At 65.3% G+C, this 15,428-nt stretch carries 15 protein-coding genes; 9 read left to right on the forward strand and 6 right to left on the reverse strand.

The window, feature by feature from the left end:
- Nucleotides 1-17: 17 nt before the first annotated feature.
- The 5 genes from RVU70_RS02485 (at nt 18) to RVU70_RS02505 (ending at nt 4,535) form a co-directional block, all read left to right on the forward strand.
- Nucleotides 18-1,136 carry a (5-formylfuran-3-yl)methyl phosphate synthase gene (locus RVU70_RS02485; protein WP_363349509.1) on the forward strand — a complete coding sequence of 373 codons (1,119 nt, stop codon included), beginning with the start codon at nt 18-20 and terminating at the stop codon, nt 1,134-1,136.
- Entirely contained in the window at nt 1,096-1,785 is a 690-nt protein-coding gene (locus tag RVU70_RS02490; protein WP_363349510.1) for a uridylate kinase, read from the forward strand. Before RVU70_RS02485 ends, RVU70_RS02490 begins: the two co-directional genes overlap by 41 nt.
- Nucleotides 1,782-2,339, forward strand: a complete 558-nt coding sequence (locus RVU70_RS02495) for a flavoprotein (protein ID WP_363349511.1) — start codon at nt 1,782-1,784, stop codon at nt 2,337-2,339. The genes RVU70_RS02490 and RVU70_RS02495 overlap by 4 nt, the downstream gene beginning before the upstream one ends.
- Nucleotides 2,340-2,563: 224 nt before the next feature.
- A complete protein-coding gene (locus RVU70_RS02500) occupies nt 2,564-3,982 on the forward strand; it encodes a DUF6513 domain-containing protein (RefSeq protein WP_363349512.1) in 1,419 nt (472 codons plus the stop codon).
- Nucleotides 3,966-4,535: a DUF447 domain-containing protein gene (locus RVU70_RS02505; protein ID WP_363349513.1), complete on the forward strand. Its 570-nt coding sequence runs from the start codon at nt 3,966-3,968 to the stop codon at nt 4,533-4,535. Before RVU70_RS02500 ends, RVU70_RS02505 begins: the two co-directional genes overlap by 17 nt.
- A 7-nt stretch (nt 4,536-4,542) precedes the next feature.
- On the opposite strand, the gene RVU70_RS02510 is transcribed toward RVU70_RS02505, so the two are convergent.
- The 4 genes from RVU70_RS02510 to RVU70_RS02525 form a co-directional block, all read right to left on the reverse strand.
- Nucleotides 4,543-6,081, reverse strand: a complete 1,539-nt coding sequence (locus RVU70_RS02510; protein ID WP_363349514.1) for a hypothetical protein — start codon at nt 6,079-6,081, stop codon at nt 4,543-4,545.
- 38 nt (nt 6,082-6,119) lie between these two features.
- Complete coding sequence (locus tag RVU70_RS02515; RefSeq protein WP_363349515.1) at nt 6,120-7,151, reverse strand: hydantoinase/oxoprolinase family protein; 1,032 nt, start codon at nt 7,149-7,151, stop codon at nt 6,120-6,122.
- A gap of 103 nt (nt 7,152-7,254) precedes the next feature.
- Nucleotides 7,255-7,764, reverse strand: a complete 510-nt coding sequence (gene fae / locus RVU70_RS02520) for a formaldehyde-activating enzyme (RefSeq protein ID WP_341104053.1) — start codon at nt 7,762-7,764, stop codon at nt 7,255-7,257.
- Nucleotides 7,765-7,931: 167 nt separating this feature from the next.
- The gene (locus RVU70_RS02525; RefSeq protein ID WP_363349516.1) at nt 7,932-8,822 is read right to left on the reverse strand and encodes an NAD(P)-dependent methylenetetrahydromethanopterin dehydrogenase; all 891 of its coding nucleotides are present in this window, start codon (nt 8,820-8,822) and stop codon (nt 7,932-7,934) included.
- A 403-nt stretch (nt 8,823-9,225) separates the two neighbouring features.
- Between RVU70_RS02525 and rpmB the strand changes: the two genes are divergently transcribed.
- The 4 genes from rpmB to RVU70_RS02545 all read left to right on the forward strand — a co-directional run bounded on the left by rpmB (nt 9,226) and on the right by RVU70_RS02545 (nt 12,578).
- Nucleotides 9,226-9,519, forward strand: coding sequence for a 50S ribosomal protein L28 (gene rpmB / locus RVU70_RS02530; protein ID WP_363349517.1), 294 nt, complete (start codon nt 9,226-9,228; stop codon nt 9,517-9,519).
- Nucleotides 9,520-10,083, forward strand: coding sequence for a histidine phosphatase family protein (locus RVU70_RS02535; protein WP_363349518.1), 564 nt, complete (start codon nt 9,520-9,522; stop codon nt 10,081-10,083).
- 78 nt (nt 10,084-10,161) lie between these two features.
- Nucleotides 10,162-11,433: a family 1 glycosylhydrolase gene (locus RVU70_RS02540; protein ID WP_363349519.1), complete on the forward strand. Its 1,272-nt coding sequence runs from the start codon at nt 10,162-10,164 to the stop codon at nt 11,431-11,433.
- 77 nt (nt 11,434-11,510) lie between these two features.
- Nucleotides 11,511-12,578 (forward strand): SDR family oxidoreductase, encoded by a 1,068-nt coding sequence (locus RVU70_RS02545; protein ID WP_363349520.1) that lies wholly within the window; start codon nt 11,511-11,513, stop codon nt 12,576-12,578.
- On the opposite strand, the gene RVU70_RS02550 is transcribed toward RVU70_RS02545, so the two are convergent.
- Both RVU70_RS02550 and thrS read right to left on the reverse strand, forming a co-directional pair.
- Nucleotides 12,566-13,288, reverse strand: coding sequence for an endonuclease NucS domain-containing protein (locus tag RVU70_RS02550; protein WP_363349521.1), 723 nt, complete (start codon nt 13,286-13,288; stop codon nt 12,566-12,568). The two genes, RVU70_RS02545 and RVU70_RS02550, sit on opposite strands and share 13 nt — an antisense overlap.
- Before the next feature lie 80 nt (nt 13,289-13,368).
- Nucleotides 13,369-15,300 carry a threonine--tRNA ligase gene (gene thrS, locus RVU70_RS02555; RefSeq protein WP_363349522.1) on the reverse strand — a complete coding sequence of 644 codons (1,932 nt, stop codon included), beginning with the start codon at nt 15,298-15,300 and terminating at the stop codon, nt 13,369-13,371.
- Nucleotides 15,301-15,428 lie beyond the last annotated feature (128 nt).

Consider the following 15,428-nt stretch of genomic DNA (forward strand, 5'->3'; position numbering starts at 1 on the left):
GATTGGAGTCCGGATAAATGACCCTGATGTTGGCCAGCGTTCTGTCGCGCGAGGAAGCGGAGATCGCCCTCGCCCACGGCGCCGACATCATCGACTGCAAGGATCCGGCGCGCGGCGCGCTCGGCGCGCTGCCGCTGGCGCAGGTCGCGGATATTGTCGCCGCCGTGGACGGCCGCCGGCCGGTGAGCGCCGTGGTCGATCTGCCCCATGACGTCGCGCACGCCCGCCGCGCCTTCGAGGAGGCGGCCGACGCCGGCGTCGACTATGTCAAATTCGCCCTGCCGCTCACGCCTGACGCCGGCGAGATCGTCGCCGCCCTGTCGCCGCTCGCCCAGCGGCTCAAGATTGTCGCCGTCCTGTTCGCCGATCTCGGCCCCGACTTCGCGTCTCTGCCCGATCTGGCGGCGGCGGGCTTCCACGGCGCCATGCTCGACACCGCCCACAAGGGCAAGGGACGGCTCATCGACATGATGCCGGTCGGGGCGCTCTCGGAGTTCACCGGGCTGTGCCGCGAGCTCAATCTTTCGGCCGGCCTCGCGGGCGCCCTGGAGCCGCCCGACGTGCCGCGGCTTCTCGTCACCGGCCCGGATGTTCTGGGGTTTCGCGGCGCCCTGTGCGCCCATGGCGACCGCCGCGCCGGCATCGACGCCGGCGCCACCCGGCTCATCCGCGACCTGATCCCCACGCGCCGCGACAAGATCGACACGCTCGCCGCCGAATGGGCGCTGATCGCGCGGGGCTATATCGAGCCGCCGGGCCTCAACGAGACAGACTGCGTGTTTCTGCACGACTATGTCGTGCCGATGGAAGTCGGCGCCTATGCGCATGAATATGGCCATACGCAGCGGGTCCGCTTCAACGTCGACGCCGAAGTCGCCCGGGTCGACGTCACGGACGACATGCGCGCGGTCTTCTCCTATGACGTCATCATGGACGCGATCAAAGTGATCCTCGCCGGAGGCCATATCGCCATGGTCGAGACCATCGCCGAGCGCCTGGCCGAAAGCGTTCTGCTGCACGAGCGCGTGCGTTCGGTGACGGTGCAGGTGGAAAAGCTCGACGTGGCGCCCGGCGCCGTCGGTGTGAAAATCCGTCGTGAGCGTCATCCCGACGCCCGCCGCGTCAAGCCGAACTGACGCCATGGCGCGAGAGGCCCCCGAGGGCGCGCGGCCCCTCCTCGTCGCCAAGATCGGCGGCAGCCTCCACGCCTCGCCCAATCTCGCGCGCTGGATCGCCGCCCTGCGACGCTGGCCGCATCGGCTGACGATCGTTTCAGGCGGCGGCCCCTTCGCCGACGCCGTGCGCGCCGCGCAGCCCCGGCTGGGCTTCGACGAGAAGACGGCCCACGCCATGGCCGTGCTCGCCATGGAGCAATATGCGCTCGCGCTGTCGCAACTTTACAACCTCGATCTCGCCGCGACGCTTGAGGACATCGACGCCGCCCATGCGCAGGGCCGGCCGGCGCTCTGGCGCGCATCGGCCATGGTTTGCGCTGCGTCGGATATCACGCCGGGCTGGGACGTCACCTCCGACAGTCTCGCCGCCTGGCTCGCGCGCCGCAGCGGCGCGTCGGCCTTGCTGATGATCAAGAGCGTGGACGTCGGCGCCGATTCTGCTTTGGCGAGCCTCGTCTCGGCCGGCGTTGTCGATCCGGCCTTTCCAGCCTATGTCGACGGTACGCCCGTCGTCGTCGCCGGCCCCGGCGCGCTCGCCTCAGCGGGCGCGCAACTGGCTGGCGGCGCCCTGCCCGGCGCGCCTGTCCAACTCAAGAAGATTGCTTCATGACAAAAAAGAACGTCGTCACGCCGCGCTGGGGATGGGCGCTCACCGGCTCAGGCCATTTTTTTACCGAATGTCTGGAAATGATCCGCTCGCTCGACCATTGCGACCTTTTCGTCAGCAAGGCGGCGGCGGAAGTCGTGCGCATGTACAAGCACGACCTCAATCTCCCCGATACGATCCGCATCTTCAAGGACACGACCGCGAGCGCCGCCCCGGTCGGCGGCTTCTATTACAACGTCTATCACACGCTGGTGGTCGCCCCGGCGACGTCGAACACGGTCGCCAAGGCCGTTGTCGGCATTTCCGACAATCTGGCGACCAATGTCTTCGCCCAGGCCGGCAAATGCCGCGTGCCAACCATCGTCTTCGCTTGCGACACCGCGCCGGAGCTCGAGACCCGCGCCCCCAAGGGCATGGTGATGGTCTATCCGCGCAGAATCGACCTCGAAAACACCGATAAGCTCAAATCCTTCGAGGCCACGCAAGTCGTCGAGAGCCTCGCGGCGCTGCAGGAGGCCGTCGAGCGGCGCAAGCGCGAACTGGCGGAGCAAGGGTGAGCCGGCAACTCCCCTGCCACCCTTGCTTGCGCTTGTCACGGGCGTTTACGGCCGCAAGACCTTGGACGTTGTGACGTAGATGGCCAAGCCGGCCATGGCGCGGGATAGACTCGCCATGCGCCCGCCGCGATTGACTGGGCTTCCCGCCGTCCCCTAGAGGGGTGGGCCGGCCACGCGCCGACACTTAAGTTACGTCGGCCGGACCCCTTCAAGAAAGCCCGAGCATGAGCGAGCGCCTGCTGTTTCTCACCGGCCACCTGGCCTATCCGCGCCTGGAGCGGATGGTGGCGGGCTTTGGCGAGGCGGCGCGCGAGTGGCGCATTCACGACATTGGCGTCAAGGTCGCGGCGCTGATGACGCAGGACATCATCCTGCGCCGCCTGCCCCGCCCCGTCGCGGCCGATCGGGTCATTGTCCCCGGCCGCTGCCGCGCCGATCTCGACGTTCTTTCGGACGAATTCGGCGTGCGATTCGAGCGCGGGCCAGAGGAGATCGCCGATCTCCCCGCCTATCTGGGACGCGGCGGCGTCCCGCCGGACCTCTCGCGCTACGACATGCGCATTTTCGCGGAGATCGTCGACGCCTCCAAGATGAGCGTCGCCGAGGTCGTGGGGAAGGCCCGCGAGTTGGCGCGCGCCGGCGCCGACGTCATCGATCTCGGCTGCCTGCCGGACACGCCTTTCGACCATATGGAAGAGACGATCGCCGCGCTGAAGGCGGAAGGGCTGAAAGTCTCAGTGGACTCGGCCAATATTGCGGAGCTCGAGCGCGCCGTGGCCGCGGGCGCCGATCATCTCTTGAGCCTCGACGAAGAGACGCTCGCGATCCTGCCCGACAATTCGCCTCTCGTTCCGGTGCTGGTGCCGCGCCCGCATGGCGATCTCGATTCCCTGCAACGGGCCGCGCGGATCGCGCGTGCGCGGGGCATCGACTTCATTCTCGACCCCATTCTGGACCCCATCCACTTCGGCTTTGCGGCCTCGATCGCGCGCTATGTCGAGCTGCGCGCGCGCGAGCCCGAGGCCGAGATCATGATGGGCACCGGCAATCTCACCGAACTGACCGACGCCGATACGGCCGGGATTACGGCGGCGATGCTCGGCGTCTGCTCGGAGCTTCATATCCGCCACCTGCTCACCGTGCAGGTCAGCCCGCATACGCGGCGCACGCTGCAGGAGCACGACGCGGCGCGCCGTCTGATGTATGCCTCCCGCGCCGACCGCGCTTTGCCGAAAGGCTACAGCGACGCGCTGCTGCAGGTGCACGACAAGCGCCCCTATGCCTCGACGCCGGCCGAGATCGCCGAGCTGGCGCGCGAACTGCGCGACTCGAATTTCCGCATCGAGACGACGCAGGACGGCGTGCATATTTTCGCCAAACAGTTCCACGCGGTCGAAAAGGACGCCATGGCGCTGTTTCCGCATCTCAATGTCGAGCACGACGGCGCGCACGCCTTTTATCTCGGCGCAGAGCTGATGAAGGCGGAACTCGCCTTCAAACTCGGCAAGCGCTACCGACAGGACGAACCGCTCGACTTCGGCGTCGCCATGGACATCAACGAAGAAGAAGCGACCCGCTTCAAGGAAGCAGGACACACGCTGCGCAAGGCGGGCGAGGGAAAAGGAAATGCCTCTGATTCATGAATGCGTCGTCACGACGCTGTCGCCGGACGGGCGCCCGCATGTGGCGCCGCTCGGCCTAATCGAGGAAGGTGAATATTGGATCGCCGCGCCTTTCAGGCCCTCGACAACGCTTTTCAATCTCGAGCACGGGAAGAAGTTCACCGCGAGCTTCACGGATGACGCGCGCGTCTTCGCGGGGCTTGTGACCGGAACACGCAGCTTTCCGCTCACCGACATCGAAGGCTGGCCGGCCCCGCGCCTGTCCTGCGCGCTCGCTCACGCCGAACTCGAAATCGCCCGCGTCGAAGACGACGAGATTCGCCCGCGCTTCTTCTGCCGTGTGAAGCACACCGAGTCGCACCGCCCCTACCTCGGCATGAACCGCGCCCGCGCCGCGGTGCTGGAAGCCGCCATTCTCGCGACGCGCCTCGGGCGGCTGCCGCGCGAAAAAATCGACAGCGAAATCGCCTACCTCAGGATCGCGATCGACAAGACGGCCGGAGACGCCGAGCGTGAAGCGTGGGACACGGTGATGGAAAAAATCGCGGCCCATCTGAATGAAGCGGCGAGCTGAAGCCTAATTACTTGGCGCTCAGATCCTCCGGTCTGGGTTCGCGCAGCCAGATTCGATACTCGGGCTTGAGCCAGTTGAAGAGTTTCTCGCCATAGACGCGATCGGGCCAGCAAAGGCGCGTCTCGACTTCGAGCGGCGCGCTTTTCGGCCCGCCGGCGAAGAGCCAGGACGGGAAGGAATCGATGGCGGCGATATAGGTCGGCAGATAGCGATCGTGATTGTGCTTGCGATAGACCGTGAGCAGATTGCAATCGCTAATGGAGAAGCGCGGCGTCGTCAGCGTGTCGTAGAGTTCAAGCGCGGGCGACATGGCGCCGATGAGGAAAACGAGCGCGCCCGCGGCGAGCGGCGCCCATGCGCGCGCGAAAAAGAAATCGATCAGCAACGCGTCGAAGCCAAAGGCCAGCAGCGCCCGCGGGGCGATCGAGACCCTTTGCGTGGCGTCGTTCATGTAGCCGAGATTGAACAGCGGAGATATCAGCAGAAGAAGGGCGGAGATGGCCAGGAGCGGCCGAAACCAGACGTCGAGCCTTTTCCAGAATACGAAAACAAAGGCGAGCTGCGTCAAGCCGAAGATCAGCAGCAGAACATATTCGTCGGCAAATCCGCTTTCGAAGATCTGGAGGCGATGTGGCACGCCGTCTGCGCCAGCCCCAAGATAGGCGAGAAGAGGGAGAAACCCGAGAGCGGACATACAGGCGAAGGCGAAGCGCGGCCGCGTGATCTCCTGAGGCGAGAGCAGCGCCAGCGGGACAAATATTGCGGCGGCGCCCATCAAGGCGAGCGGGGACCAGAGCAGGAGCGGCAAACTCGCGGCGGAAAGGGCGGCAAGATCGATTTCACGCCGCAGGTAGAGCACAGCGAGCGCAGCAAACCACCAGCCTGGCAGCGCGTGTGGCGGGCACCAGAACACTTGCGAGAGATTGGGCGGAAAATAGCCAATCTCGACCCAGAAGGCGGGGACGCGCAAGAGCGACGCCCCTCCCGTTTTGATCAGAACCGGGATGCTGTCCAGCCCGCTGAAAAAGACGAACAGAAAAATGAACGCCAGCCTGCCGCGGGGCCAGACGAGCGTGATGGCGTAGAAGAAGGCGGCAAGCAGGAACGTCGTCTGCCCGACGAGCGTGAAATGCGCCGCCTGAAGGCCGGCGATCCTGCCGACAGCGGCAGGGAGGAGATACATCCCGAGCGGCGCGCGGAGAATGAAGTCGCCGCCCTCGTGACGATAGAACGCCGGCATCGCGCGGCTCACGAGATCGGCGAGCACGGCGTCGCGACCGAGCCAGTCATCTTTCGAAAAAAAGAGATGGCCCTCGCCGCCCAGCACCGCCAAAGACAGACCGACGCCCGCGCAGACTGCGAGCCATCTCCACTCGACCGGCCGCTCCAGCGCCTCGCCGAAGCGCCCCGCCAGGAAGACGCAATTCGCACAGACGACGCCCGCGAGCGCCAGAAGCGCGGGCAGGAGCGAGAAGCTCGGCGCGAGCAGCGCAGAGCCTGCCGAGGTGACCGCCATCGCCGCCGCGATAATATGCCAGTTCTTCAAAACGCCCCCCAAAGGAGGACGAAGCTAATCCTGAGCCATTAACAATCCAAGAGCGCGAGCGACGCGGCTGGCGCACAATCGGCGGCCAATGACGCCAGGGCGTCGGGCGCCTCGACGAAGCCGGCGAAATCCCGGTAGGCATGGCCTTGCGACGTCGCAAGCCGCGCGGCGAGACCGCGCCCCGCGCCGGCGCCCACGAACAACATGTCGCCTGAAATGGCTTCGCGCGACGCCAATAAAGCGATCTGGTCCTCGATCGCCCGCAGTTGGGCGCGGGCGAGATGATCGGCCAAGGCCCGAATCTGCGCCGCCGACAAATCGCCGCCGTCCCGGCCCACGAGCCGCGCCAGACGGGCGCTCGACGCCGCCGCCGTCTTGCCCCGCCCATCGGCCGTTGGCGACAGATCGGCGACGCTCTCCCCTTCCGGCAGATCGCCGAGCACGCGCCGAACGTCCGCCATCGATGCAAAAGCCTCGTTGACGAGCGGCGTCCAGAGCCCGTCGACGGGCGCCCGCGTCGCATAGGCTTGGGGCGCGCCGCGCGAGAAGCCGGCGTAGGCCAATTCGCCATGAACAAGCCGCTCCGCGTCGGTCTCGCCCCGCGCCGCAACGGCGCCGTTCCGAATCGGAACGAGATCCGTCGTTGTGGAGCCGATGTCGATGAAAAGCGCGTCGTCGCAATGGCGCGCCACGAGTTCGGCGCTCGCGCGCCAATTCGCCGACGCGATCGAACGGGCGGCGCCGGCGACTTCGGCGCGCGACACAAAGCCTCGCGCCCCGGCGTAAAACAGAATGTCTTCGTTTCCAATCTCGCGCGCAACGACCGCGGCGACGGAGACGACCCCACGCCCCCGGTCCTCGAAAGCGTCGGAGAGCTCCGCCGTCATGGTGACGCGATGGCGCGCGGCGGGGCCAAGCTCGACGAGCGTCTCGCGGATCGGCGCTTCGAGATGGGCGAGGCCCAGATGCGGCGCGCAGGCGCGCTGGGCGACGGCGACGAGCCGCCCGTTTTCGGCGCGCGCCGCCTTGACATGCGCGCCGCCAATGTCCCAGCCGATGGTCGCCGTCACTTGCGCATTTCTCGAGCTCTCCTGAGCTAACGACATCTAGACGGTGCAAAAGAAAAAGGGGAGCCGTGAGGGCTCCCCTTCAAAACCGAGCTGGAGCCCGAAATCAATTCGGGGCGAAGGGGTGCTTGGCTTCGTTGCGCTTGGCGACGACTTCCGAGGCCTTCGGCTCGCCGCGGACGGCGCGGGCGATGGCTTCCTTCGTGGCCTGATAGTTGTAGTCCTGAATCTTCTTGTCGTCGTTGGCGTCCCAGTGGATGAACACGCCGACCGAGATGAACAGGTCGTCGGCTTCCGAAACCGGGATCACGCCCTCGGCGACCGAGTCGGCGACCGCCTTCGCGACGCCGTGCTGCGCCGGGCCGAACATCTGGACGGCCTGCTTGGCGCCCTTGATGGTGACCTTGTTGAAGAGAATCGTGTTCGGCTTGCAGAGCAGGTTCGGCGCGACGACCGCGAGAAGCGTCGTGAAGCCGTCCTTGTTGTTGACGAGCGCGTTCGCGAAGGCGAGCTCAGCGGCCGAACCGCGCGGACCCATGATGAGGTCGATGTGAGCGACTTCGTTGCCCTCGCCGACGAGCGACTCGCCGACCAGCATCTTGTTGATCAAAGCCATGTGCGTTTCCTTTCAAAGAAACCTGACGACCCGCCCCGCGGCAGGCGTTTTGTGAATAAACCGTGCGCAATGCCGCGCCGGCCTTGAGAAGCGCTGCAGTTTCTCCGCGGCGCGCACTCAACCAGTTTCACGCGCCCGCGCCAAGCCTGGCCGCAGGCGCGCCAGAATTAGACGAGTTGACGCGCCAGCGCGAAGGCGTGGCGGAAATCGAGGCACAGCGGCTTGTCCGAGGTGACCATCTGCTTGAACAGGCCGGACTCGGCGCCGTATTTAACATTGCCGATGGCAAGCGCGCCGATGCCGAGAGCGCCATGCTCGGAAATGACGACGCCATTGTCGTGCAGGCCGCAGCCCTCGACGCCCAGCGGCGGCACGGCGTTGACGTCGGCGGCGATGAGCAGATCCTTGGCGGCCGCCAGGTCTTCCTTCGACAGAACCTGAACGCCGGCGCGGGCGGCGCAGAGCGCTATCTCGTGCTTCAGCAAAAGCTCGCGCACCATCTCATGGCTGCTGCCGTCGGCCGGCGTCACCTTGATGTTGAAGCGCTTGTTCATCTCGTCGGCCTGCTTGGCGACGCGGTCGAGGCCGCTGTAGCCGACGATCGTGACGGCGGCGCCTTCCAGCGCCGCGATCACCGCCGAGGAGTAGCCGACCACGCCGGTCGCGCCATAGATGACGATCTTGGAGCCCTTGAGCTCGCGGCCCTTCTTTTCACGCAGGACCTTTTCGGTGCAGGCGACCATCGCGCCGGCGGTGGTGAAGGAGCCGTAGGGGTCGGCGAAGAGCGACACTTCGAAGGGCTTCAGCAGCGCCTTCTGCGCCGCCTCGAGCATGTCGAGGGCGAGCACGGCGTCGCGACCGGCGAAGAAAATGCCCGTCTTCAGGGCGGCCGAGGGCGCGCGGGAGAACATGGCGTCCTGCACCAGCGCAGTCACTTCGTCGAGCGTGACGTTCGTATAGGGAATCGCGGCGTCATAGCCGGCGTCCAGGGCCATGTTCACGTCGAACGGGCTCATATGCTTCAATGTGCTGAGCATATGGAGAATTGCTTTGGCCATAGGAATTTCCCCAACCTTTGTCTTTTCGCGCTCGACGCCCCGGGCAATTGGCGGGGCTCGGCGGGAGGACAGGCTCCGGCTCTGTCGATTTTCGATGATTCCGGGCGGCTGAACGGCGCAGGCGCGCCTGGACCCGTCCGGAGCGACGAGGAGGCTTAGAGCCCAGAACGCGGCCAATGTCTAGAGGCGATTGCGCCGCAGCCGCCGCTTTCCCCGGCCCTGCGACGGCTTTAGCCTTCCGGCCGGTTGACGCTCGCCGGGCTTTGCTCTTATAAGGCTCGCGAACAGGGCTCGGCGCTGGGGCGGCGAGCCTTTTTCCGTCGTTTCCACCCATCCGTCGCGGCGTGCGGGCTTTAGCCCTCCCGACGTATGGAAGCGCTACACTGGTTTGAAAGGAAGTTCCATGTCCCGGCGTTGCGAGCTGACCGGCAAGGGCGTGCAGACGGGCAATCTCGTCAGCCACTCCAATCGCAAGACGCGCACGCGTTTCCTGCCCAATCTCGTCAATGTGACGCTGGCCTCCGACGCGCTCGCGCGCTCGGTGCGCCTGCGCATTTCGGCCGCGGCGCTGCGCTCGGTCGAGCATCGCGGCGGCCTCGACGCCTTTCTGGCGAAGGCCCGCGACGAAGAGCTGTCGCAGGGCGCCCGCGCGCTCAAGCGCGAGATCGAGAAGAAGCAGGCCGGCGCGATCGCCTGATTGTCGTCGATCGTCCTGATCCGACATGGCCCCGTCGCCGTCAAGGCGTCGGGGCTTTTGTCGTTTCAGGCCTTCGCGGCTTTCATCTCGGCCTATGAGGAGGCGGGGATCGAGGCCTGCGCCCGCCCGCCCGCGCAGCTGATTCCGATCCTGCGGAGGGCGTCGAGAATCTACGCCAGCGATGCGCCGCGCGTGACCGAGACGCTCTCTCGGCTGGGCGCGACCGCCGACGTCGTCGACGCCTCGTTCCGCGAGGCGCCGCCCAGAGCGCCGCGCCTGCCCGGCCAATGGCCGGAAATCGTCTGGCTCGCCCTCGCCCGGGCGCGCGGCGCTTTCGACCCGGCCCTGGCGCCGGCGCGCGCCGATCTGCGCCGCCGCGTCCGCACATGCTGCGATGAACTCCGGGAGGCGGCGCTCCAGGGCGACGTGGCGCTCATCGGTCACGGCTGGTTCAACCGCGCCGTCGCGAAAGATCTCGCGGCTGAAGGCTGGCGACAGACCGGCCCCGGCTTCAGGCGGCCCTGGGGTCATCTCGCTTTGTCCCCGCCCCCCGGCGAAACCTGACGCTCGGCCGTGGAGCGCGCCTGTTCATCGGCGCGCCGCTCCTTAGCTATCCGCATGGGCGGACGCGAGGACCGTACGATGGCGCATTTCATGTTCAGCACGGGGATCGAAAACAGCTGCCCGACGATCCATCACGGCCGCACGCGAATCGACGAGATGGAGCTTTGCGGGCACTACCGGCGCTGGCGCGAGGACTTCGACCTCGTGCAGGATCTCGGCGTCAAGACGCTGCGCTATGGCCTGCCCTTGTGCACGACGTGGCTCGGCCCGGACCGCTATGACTGGGAATTCGCCGATCTGGCGTTCGGCGATCTCGAGCGGCGCGGCGTCATCCCCATCGCCGATCTTTGTCACTTCGGCGTGCCGGACTTCATCGGCGATTTTCAAAATCCCGATTTCCCCCGCCTCTTCGCGCGCTACGCCCACGCCTTCGCCAAGCGCTTCCCCGCCGTGCAACTCTATACGCCGATCAACGAGATGTTCGTTTGCGCGACCTTCTCGGCCGCCTATGGGTGGTGGAACGAGCAGATGACGACGGATCGGGCCTTCGTGACGGCGCTCAAGCATATTGTGAAAGCCAATGTGCAGGCGATGCACACGATCCTCGCGGCGCGGCCCGACGCGATCTTCGTGCAAAGCGAGTCGACGGAATATTTCCACGCCGAGAATCCAGCCGCGATCGCGCCGTCCGAAGACTTCAACGAGCGCAGATTCCTGTCGCTCGATCTCAACTACGGCCGCGCCGTAAATTCCCAGATGTTCGTCTTCCTCATGGATAACGGTATGACGCGGCAGGAGTATAATTTCTTCATGCAGCGGCACCTGAAGAGCCATTGCATCATGGGCAATGACTATTACGGCGCCAATGAGCACAACGTCGCCGCCGATGGGACCATGACGTCGTCCGGCGAAATCTTCGGCTACAACGAAATCACCCGGCAATATTACGATCGCTACCGCCTGCCGGTGATGCATACGGAAACCAACACATGCGAAGGCCCGCGCGGCGACGAGGCGGTGCGCTGGCTGCGCAAGGAATGGGCGAATGTGCTGCGCGTCAGAAACAGCGGCGTGCCCATCGTCGGCTTCACCTGGTATTCGCTCACCGATCAGATCGACTGGGACATCGCCCTGCGCGAAGCGCGCGGCAAAGTCTGTCCGCTGGGACTCTACGATCTCGACCGCAAGCCGCGCGCCGTCGGCCTCGCCTATAAGCAGTTGATTCGGGACTGGCGGGAGGTGCTGCCGGCGCAGAGCATCTGTCTCACCGTGCCGCTGGCGCCCTATGGACTCGTGCGGAGCCCGTCCCCCGCGCAGCAGCAGGAGATGGAAAAGGCGCAGCCTCATTAAAGTCCCCTGCTCCGGTTGTCGGCCGCGGAGCGGGTCTCAACCTAATTGGCGCGCTCAACTCAAGAAAGGGGCGGCGGATGCCAGGGACTTCGAACGGCGAACCTCCCGTCATTGTCGTCACGGGCGCCTCGGCCGGCGTTGGCCGCGCCGTCGCCGTCGCATTCGCCCGTCGCGGCTGTCGCGTGGCTCTGCTCGCGCGCAGCCCCGAAGGATTGGACGGCGCCGCTCGCGATGTCGCGACGGCGGGCGGCCAAGCCTTTGCGCTCGTCACCGACGTCGCCAAGGCCGATGAGGTCTTCGGCGCGGCCGAAGACGTCGTCGCCCGGTGGGGCCGCATACATGTCTGGGTGAACGACGCGATGGAGACGGTCGTCGGGCCAGTCGACGTGATCACGCCGCAAGAATTCAGGCGCGTGACCGAAGTAACCTATCTCGGGGCCGTGCACGGGACGTTGGCCGCGCTGCGCCACATGCGCGGGCGCGACGAGGGCCATATCGTCCAGATTGGCTCGGCGCTTTCCTATCGCGCCATTCCGCTGCAATCGGCCTATTGCGCGGCAAAGTTCGCCATGCGCGGCTTTACAGACGCGCTACGCGCGGAACTTCTGCACGACAAGAGTCGCATTCGTCTGACGATGGTTCAGCTCCCCGGCGTGAACACGCCGCAGTTCGACTGGTCGCATATGCATTTTGCGCATCGGCACCAGCCGATCGGGACTGTCTATGAGCCGGAATCTGTCGCCGAGGCGGTTGTCGGCGCCGTCGAGGCGCGACGCGCGCCCCGTGAACTCTGGCTCGGCGCGCCCACCGTGCAGTCCATCCTCGGGCAGATCGTCGCGCCCGGCTTGCTGGATCGTTATCTGGCGCGCAACGCCTATGAAAATCAGCTGTCGAACGACCCCGTGCGCCCCGGCGATCCGGACGAACTCCTTGGCCCGGACGATAGCGATCATGGCGCGCGGGGACGTTTCACGAGCCGCGCGAAGGACAGCCTTCTTGCGGTCGACCCGGCCTATTTGCGCGGCGGCGGCGTTCTGGCGGCGCTGGGTCTGCTCGCGGGGGCGTTTCTGTGGGGACGCGCGTCGCGTCAATCCGTGAAAAAGCCACGGGCGGCTCTGCCCGTACGCGGCAGTCAGCATTCCTGAAAACGAAAAGCGACGCTGTAGCGCCGCAAAGTAAGTCGGGGAGCCATGCGCGCGGCCGAGACGGCTCTCGAGTCGAAATCGGACGCCACCAGAACGCCTCTGACCTCGACCGACCCTTCCTCGGCGCTCACATCTCCCATGTAGCTGAGGATCTGGCCGATCGCGTCTCGGCCAGCCGTTCCGGCCTTCAGTTCTATGACAACGAGCCTGCCGGCCGCATCGCGCGCCGTGATGTCAATTCTTCCGGAATCAACGCTACGCTCGATGCCCTCGTCAACAATTGTCAGGCCGGCTTCGAGCTGTTCGATCGCTTTTCGAAGCGACGCCTGCAGGTCGCGCTCGAGGCCAAAGCGCTGGCTTGGCTCCGGCCCTACAGCGTCCGCGGCAGACTCTTCCCCGCCTGCTCGCGCCTTTGGAAGCGATGCTTCGTCCCGAAAGCGCTGATAGAGAACGATCGCGTTGCGATATGACGCAAGATTGCTATAGGCGTCGCCCTCAAAAGGTATCTTCGTTGGATTTGGCTTTCCCCGGCGTCTGTCGTCGGCGGAATATTTCAAATCGCTTATCACTGAGGCGAGACGGTCCTTGGCGTAATGGTCGTCGAGATCTCCGTAATTTTTCTCGACCCGACCCACGCGATGGAGCTGCGCGGTTATCGTCGCCCTGTCGTATTTCTGATTCTCCAGCCACTGCTTGTAGTCAGGCTGCATTGTCCCTCGCAACCGTCTCTGAAAATGAATGACCCAGAGACGTGAGCGCCTCTGGGTCATCTATCGTCAAAATTTGCCGTTCACCCTCGCACATCCGGCGGCGTCGCCTCTTCGGCCAGCAGCTTCAGCGCCTCGTCGATGGCGAGTTGCGTCTGCTGCTGCGAGCCGAGGCGGCGCATCGAGATCGTGCGCTCGGCCGCCTCCTTCTTGCCCGCGACGAGAAGCACCGGGACCTTGGCGTGCGAATGTTCGCGCACCTTGTAGGTGATCTTCTCGTTTCGCGCGTCGACGTCGACATTGAGTCCGAGCTTGCGCGCGACCGCCGCGACCTCATAGGCGTAGTCGTCCGCCTCCTGGGTGATCGTACAAACGACGATCTGCAGCGGCGACAGCCAGAGCGGCAGATGCCCGGCGTAATGCTCGATCAGAATGCCGGTGAAGCGTTCGAGCGAGCCGAACATGGCGCGGTGAATCATCACCGGCGTCTTCTTCTCGCTGTCCGGTCCGATGTAGAAGGCGCCGAAACGCACGGGCAGATTGAAGTCGACCTGCGTCGTGCCGCATTGCCATTCACGGCCGATGGCGTCGCGCAGCGTATATTCGAGCTTCGGCCCGTAAAACGCGCCCTCGCCTTCCTGAACGCTCGTCTTCAGACCGCGGCGCGCAAGTTCGTCGAGCACCTTCCCGAGCGCGGCTTCGGCCTTGTTCCAGGCTTCATCCGAACCCACGCGCTTTTCGGGTCGCGTCGAGAGCTTCACGACCACGTCCTCGAAGCCGAAGTCGCGATAGATCGTCAAGATGAGGTCGTTGATCTTCAGCGCCTCGTCCATGATCTGATCTTCGGAGCAGAAGATATGGGCGTCGTCCTGCGTGAAGGCGCGCACGCGCATCATGCCGTGCAGCGCGCCCGAGGGCTCGTAGCGATGTACGACGCCAAACTCCGCGATCTTCACCGGCAGATCACGATAGGATTTGAGCCCGTTCTTGAAGATCTGCACGTGGCCAGGGCAGTTCATCGGCTTGATCGCGAAGACGCGCTCGTCCTCCGTTTTGGTGACGAACATGTTCTCACGATACGTCTGCCAATGGCCCGACGTCTCCCACAAGGCGCGGTCGAGCACCTGCGGCGTATTCACTTCGATATAGCCCGCCGCCTTCTGCTTGCGCCGCATATAGGAGACGAGCGTCTGGAACAACGTCCAGCCCTTCGGATGCCAGAAGATGGCGCCCGGCCCTTCCTCCTGGAAATGAAAGAGGTCCATCTCGCGCCCGAGGCGGCGGTGATCGCGGCGTTCCGCTTCCTCGAGCCGGTGCAGATAGGCGTCGAGCTCTTCCTGCGTCGCCCAGGCCGTGCCGTAGATGCGCGACAGCATCGGCTTCGTCGAGTCGCCGCGCCAATAGGCGCCGGCGACCTTCATCAGCTTGAAGGCGCCGCCGATCTTGCCGACCGACGGCAGATGCGGGCCGCGACAGAGATCGAGCCAGTGGCCCTGTTTGTAGACGCTCAAGGGCTCGTCCGACTTGATGCTGTCGATCAATTCGCCCTTGAACGTCTCGCCCTTGGCGATGAACCATGTCTTGGCGTGCTCGCGGTCCCATTCCTCGCGCACGATCGGCGCGTCGCGGGCGATGATCTCGCGCATCTTCTTCTCGATCGCCGGCAGGTCTTCGGGCGTGAAGGGCTCCGCGCGCTGGAAATCGTAATAGAAACCATTTTCGATCACCGGGCCGATCGTCACCTGCGTGCCGGGATAGAGCTCCTGCACGGCCTCCGCCAGCACATGGGCGGCGTCGTGGCGGATGAGCTCCAGCGCGCGCGGATCGTCGCGTGAAACGAATTCGACTCGCGCGTCCTTCTGGACGGGTTTCATGAGGTCGACGAGTTCCCCGTCGAGCGTCATGGCGACGCTGCGCTTGGCGAGAGACGGGGAGATGCTCTTGGCGATGTCGAAGCCCGTGACGCCGGGCTCGAACTGACGGGACGCCCCGTCGGGGAATGTAACCGCAACCATTTGTCGCTCCTGTCGCGCTCAATCGCCGACACGGATCGGCGTAAGTCGCTTGGCGTAGGTGAAGGAGCGCGTTTTAGCGCCTCGGACGCGCGGGCGCAAATGGCGGCCGCGCCGCCATCTGCTTTCAG

This window comes from Methylocystis echinoides (assembly GCF_040687965.1).
GTDB classification, from domain to species: Bacteria; Pseudomonadota; Alphaproteobacteria; order Rhizobiales; family Beijerinckiaceae; genus Methylocystis; species Methylocystis echinoides_A.

Bases quoted from the DNA above. Each gene is read 5' to 3' on its own strand.
- RVU70_RS02485 (WP_363349509.1), top strand. From the start codon at position 18: ATGACCCTGATGTTGGCCAGCGTTCTGTCGCGCGAGGAAGCGGAGATC.
- RVU70_RS02495 (WP_363349511.1), top strand. From the start codon at position 1,782: ATGACAAAAAAGAACGTCGTCACGCCGCGCTGGGGATGGGCGCTCACC.
- RVU70_RS02500 (WP_363349512.1), top strand. From the start codon at position 2,564: ATGAGCGAGCGCCTGCTGTTTCTCACCGGCCACCTGGCCTATCCGCGC.
- RVU70_RS02505 (WP_363349513.1), top strand. From the start codon at position 3,966: ATGCCTCTGATTCATGAATGCGTCGTCACGACGCTGTCGCCGGACGGG.
- fae (WP_341104053.1), bottom strand. From the start codon at position 7,764: ATGGCTTTGATCAACAAGATGCTGGTCGGCGAGTCGCTCGTCGGCGAG.
- RVU70_RS02525 (WP_363349516.1), bottom strand. From the start codon at position 8,822: ATGGCCAAAGCAATTCTCCATATGCTCAGCACATTGAAGCATATGAGC.
- rpmB (WP_363349517.1), top strand. From the start codon at position 9,226: ATGTCCCGGCGTTGCGAGCTGACCGGCAAGGGCGTGCAGACGGGCAAT.
- RVU70_RS02540 (WP_363349519.1), top strand. From the start codon at position 10,162: ATGGCGCATTTCATGTTCAGCACGGGGATCGAAAACAGCTGCCCGACG.
- RVU70_RS02545 (WP_363349520.1), top strand. From the start codon at position 11,511: ATGCCAGGGACTTCGAACGGCGAACCTCCCGTCATTGTCGTCACGGGC.
- RVU70_RS02550 (WP_363349521.1), bottom strand. From the start codon at position 13,288: ATGCAGCCTGACTACAAGCAGTGGCTGGAGAATCAGAAATACGACAGG.
- thrS (WP_363349522.1), bottom strand. From the start codon at position 15,300: ATGGTTGCGGTTACATTCCCCGACGGGGCGTCCCGTCAGTTCGAGCCC.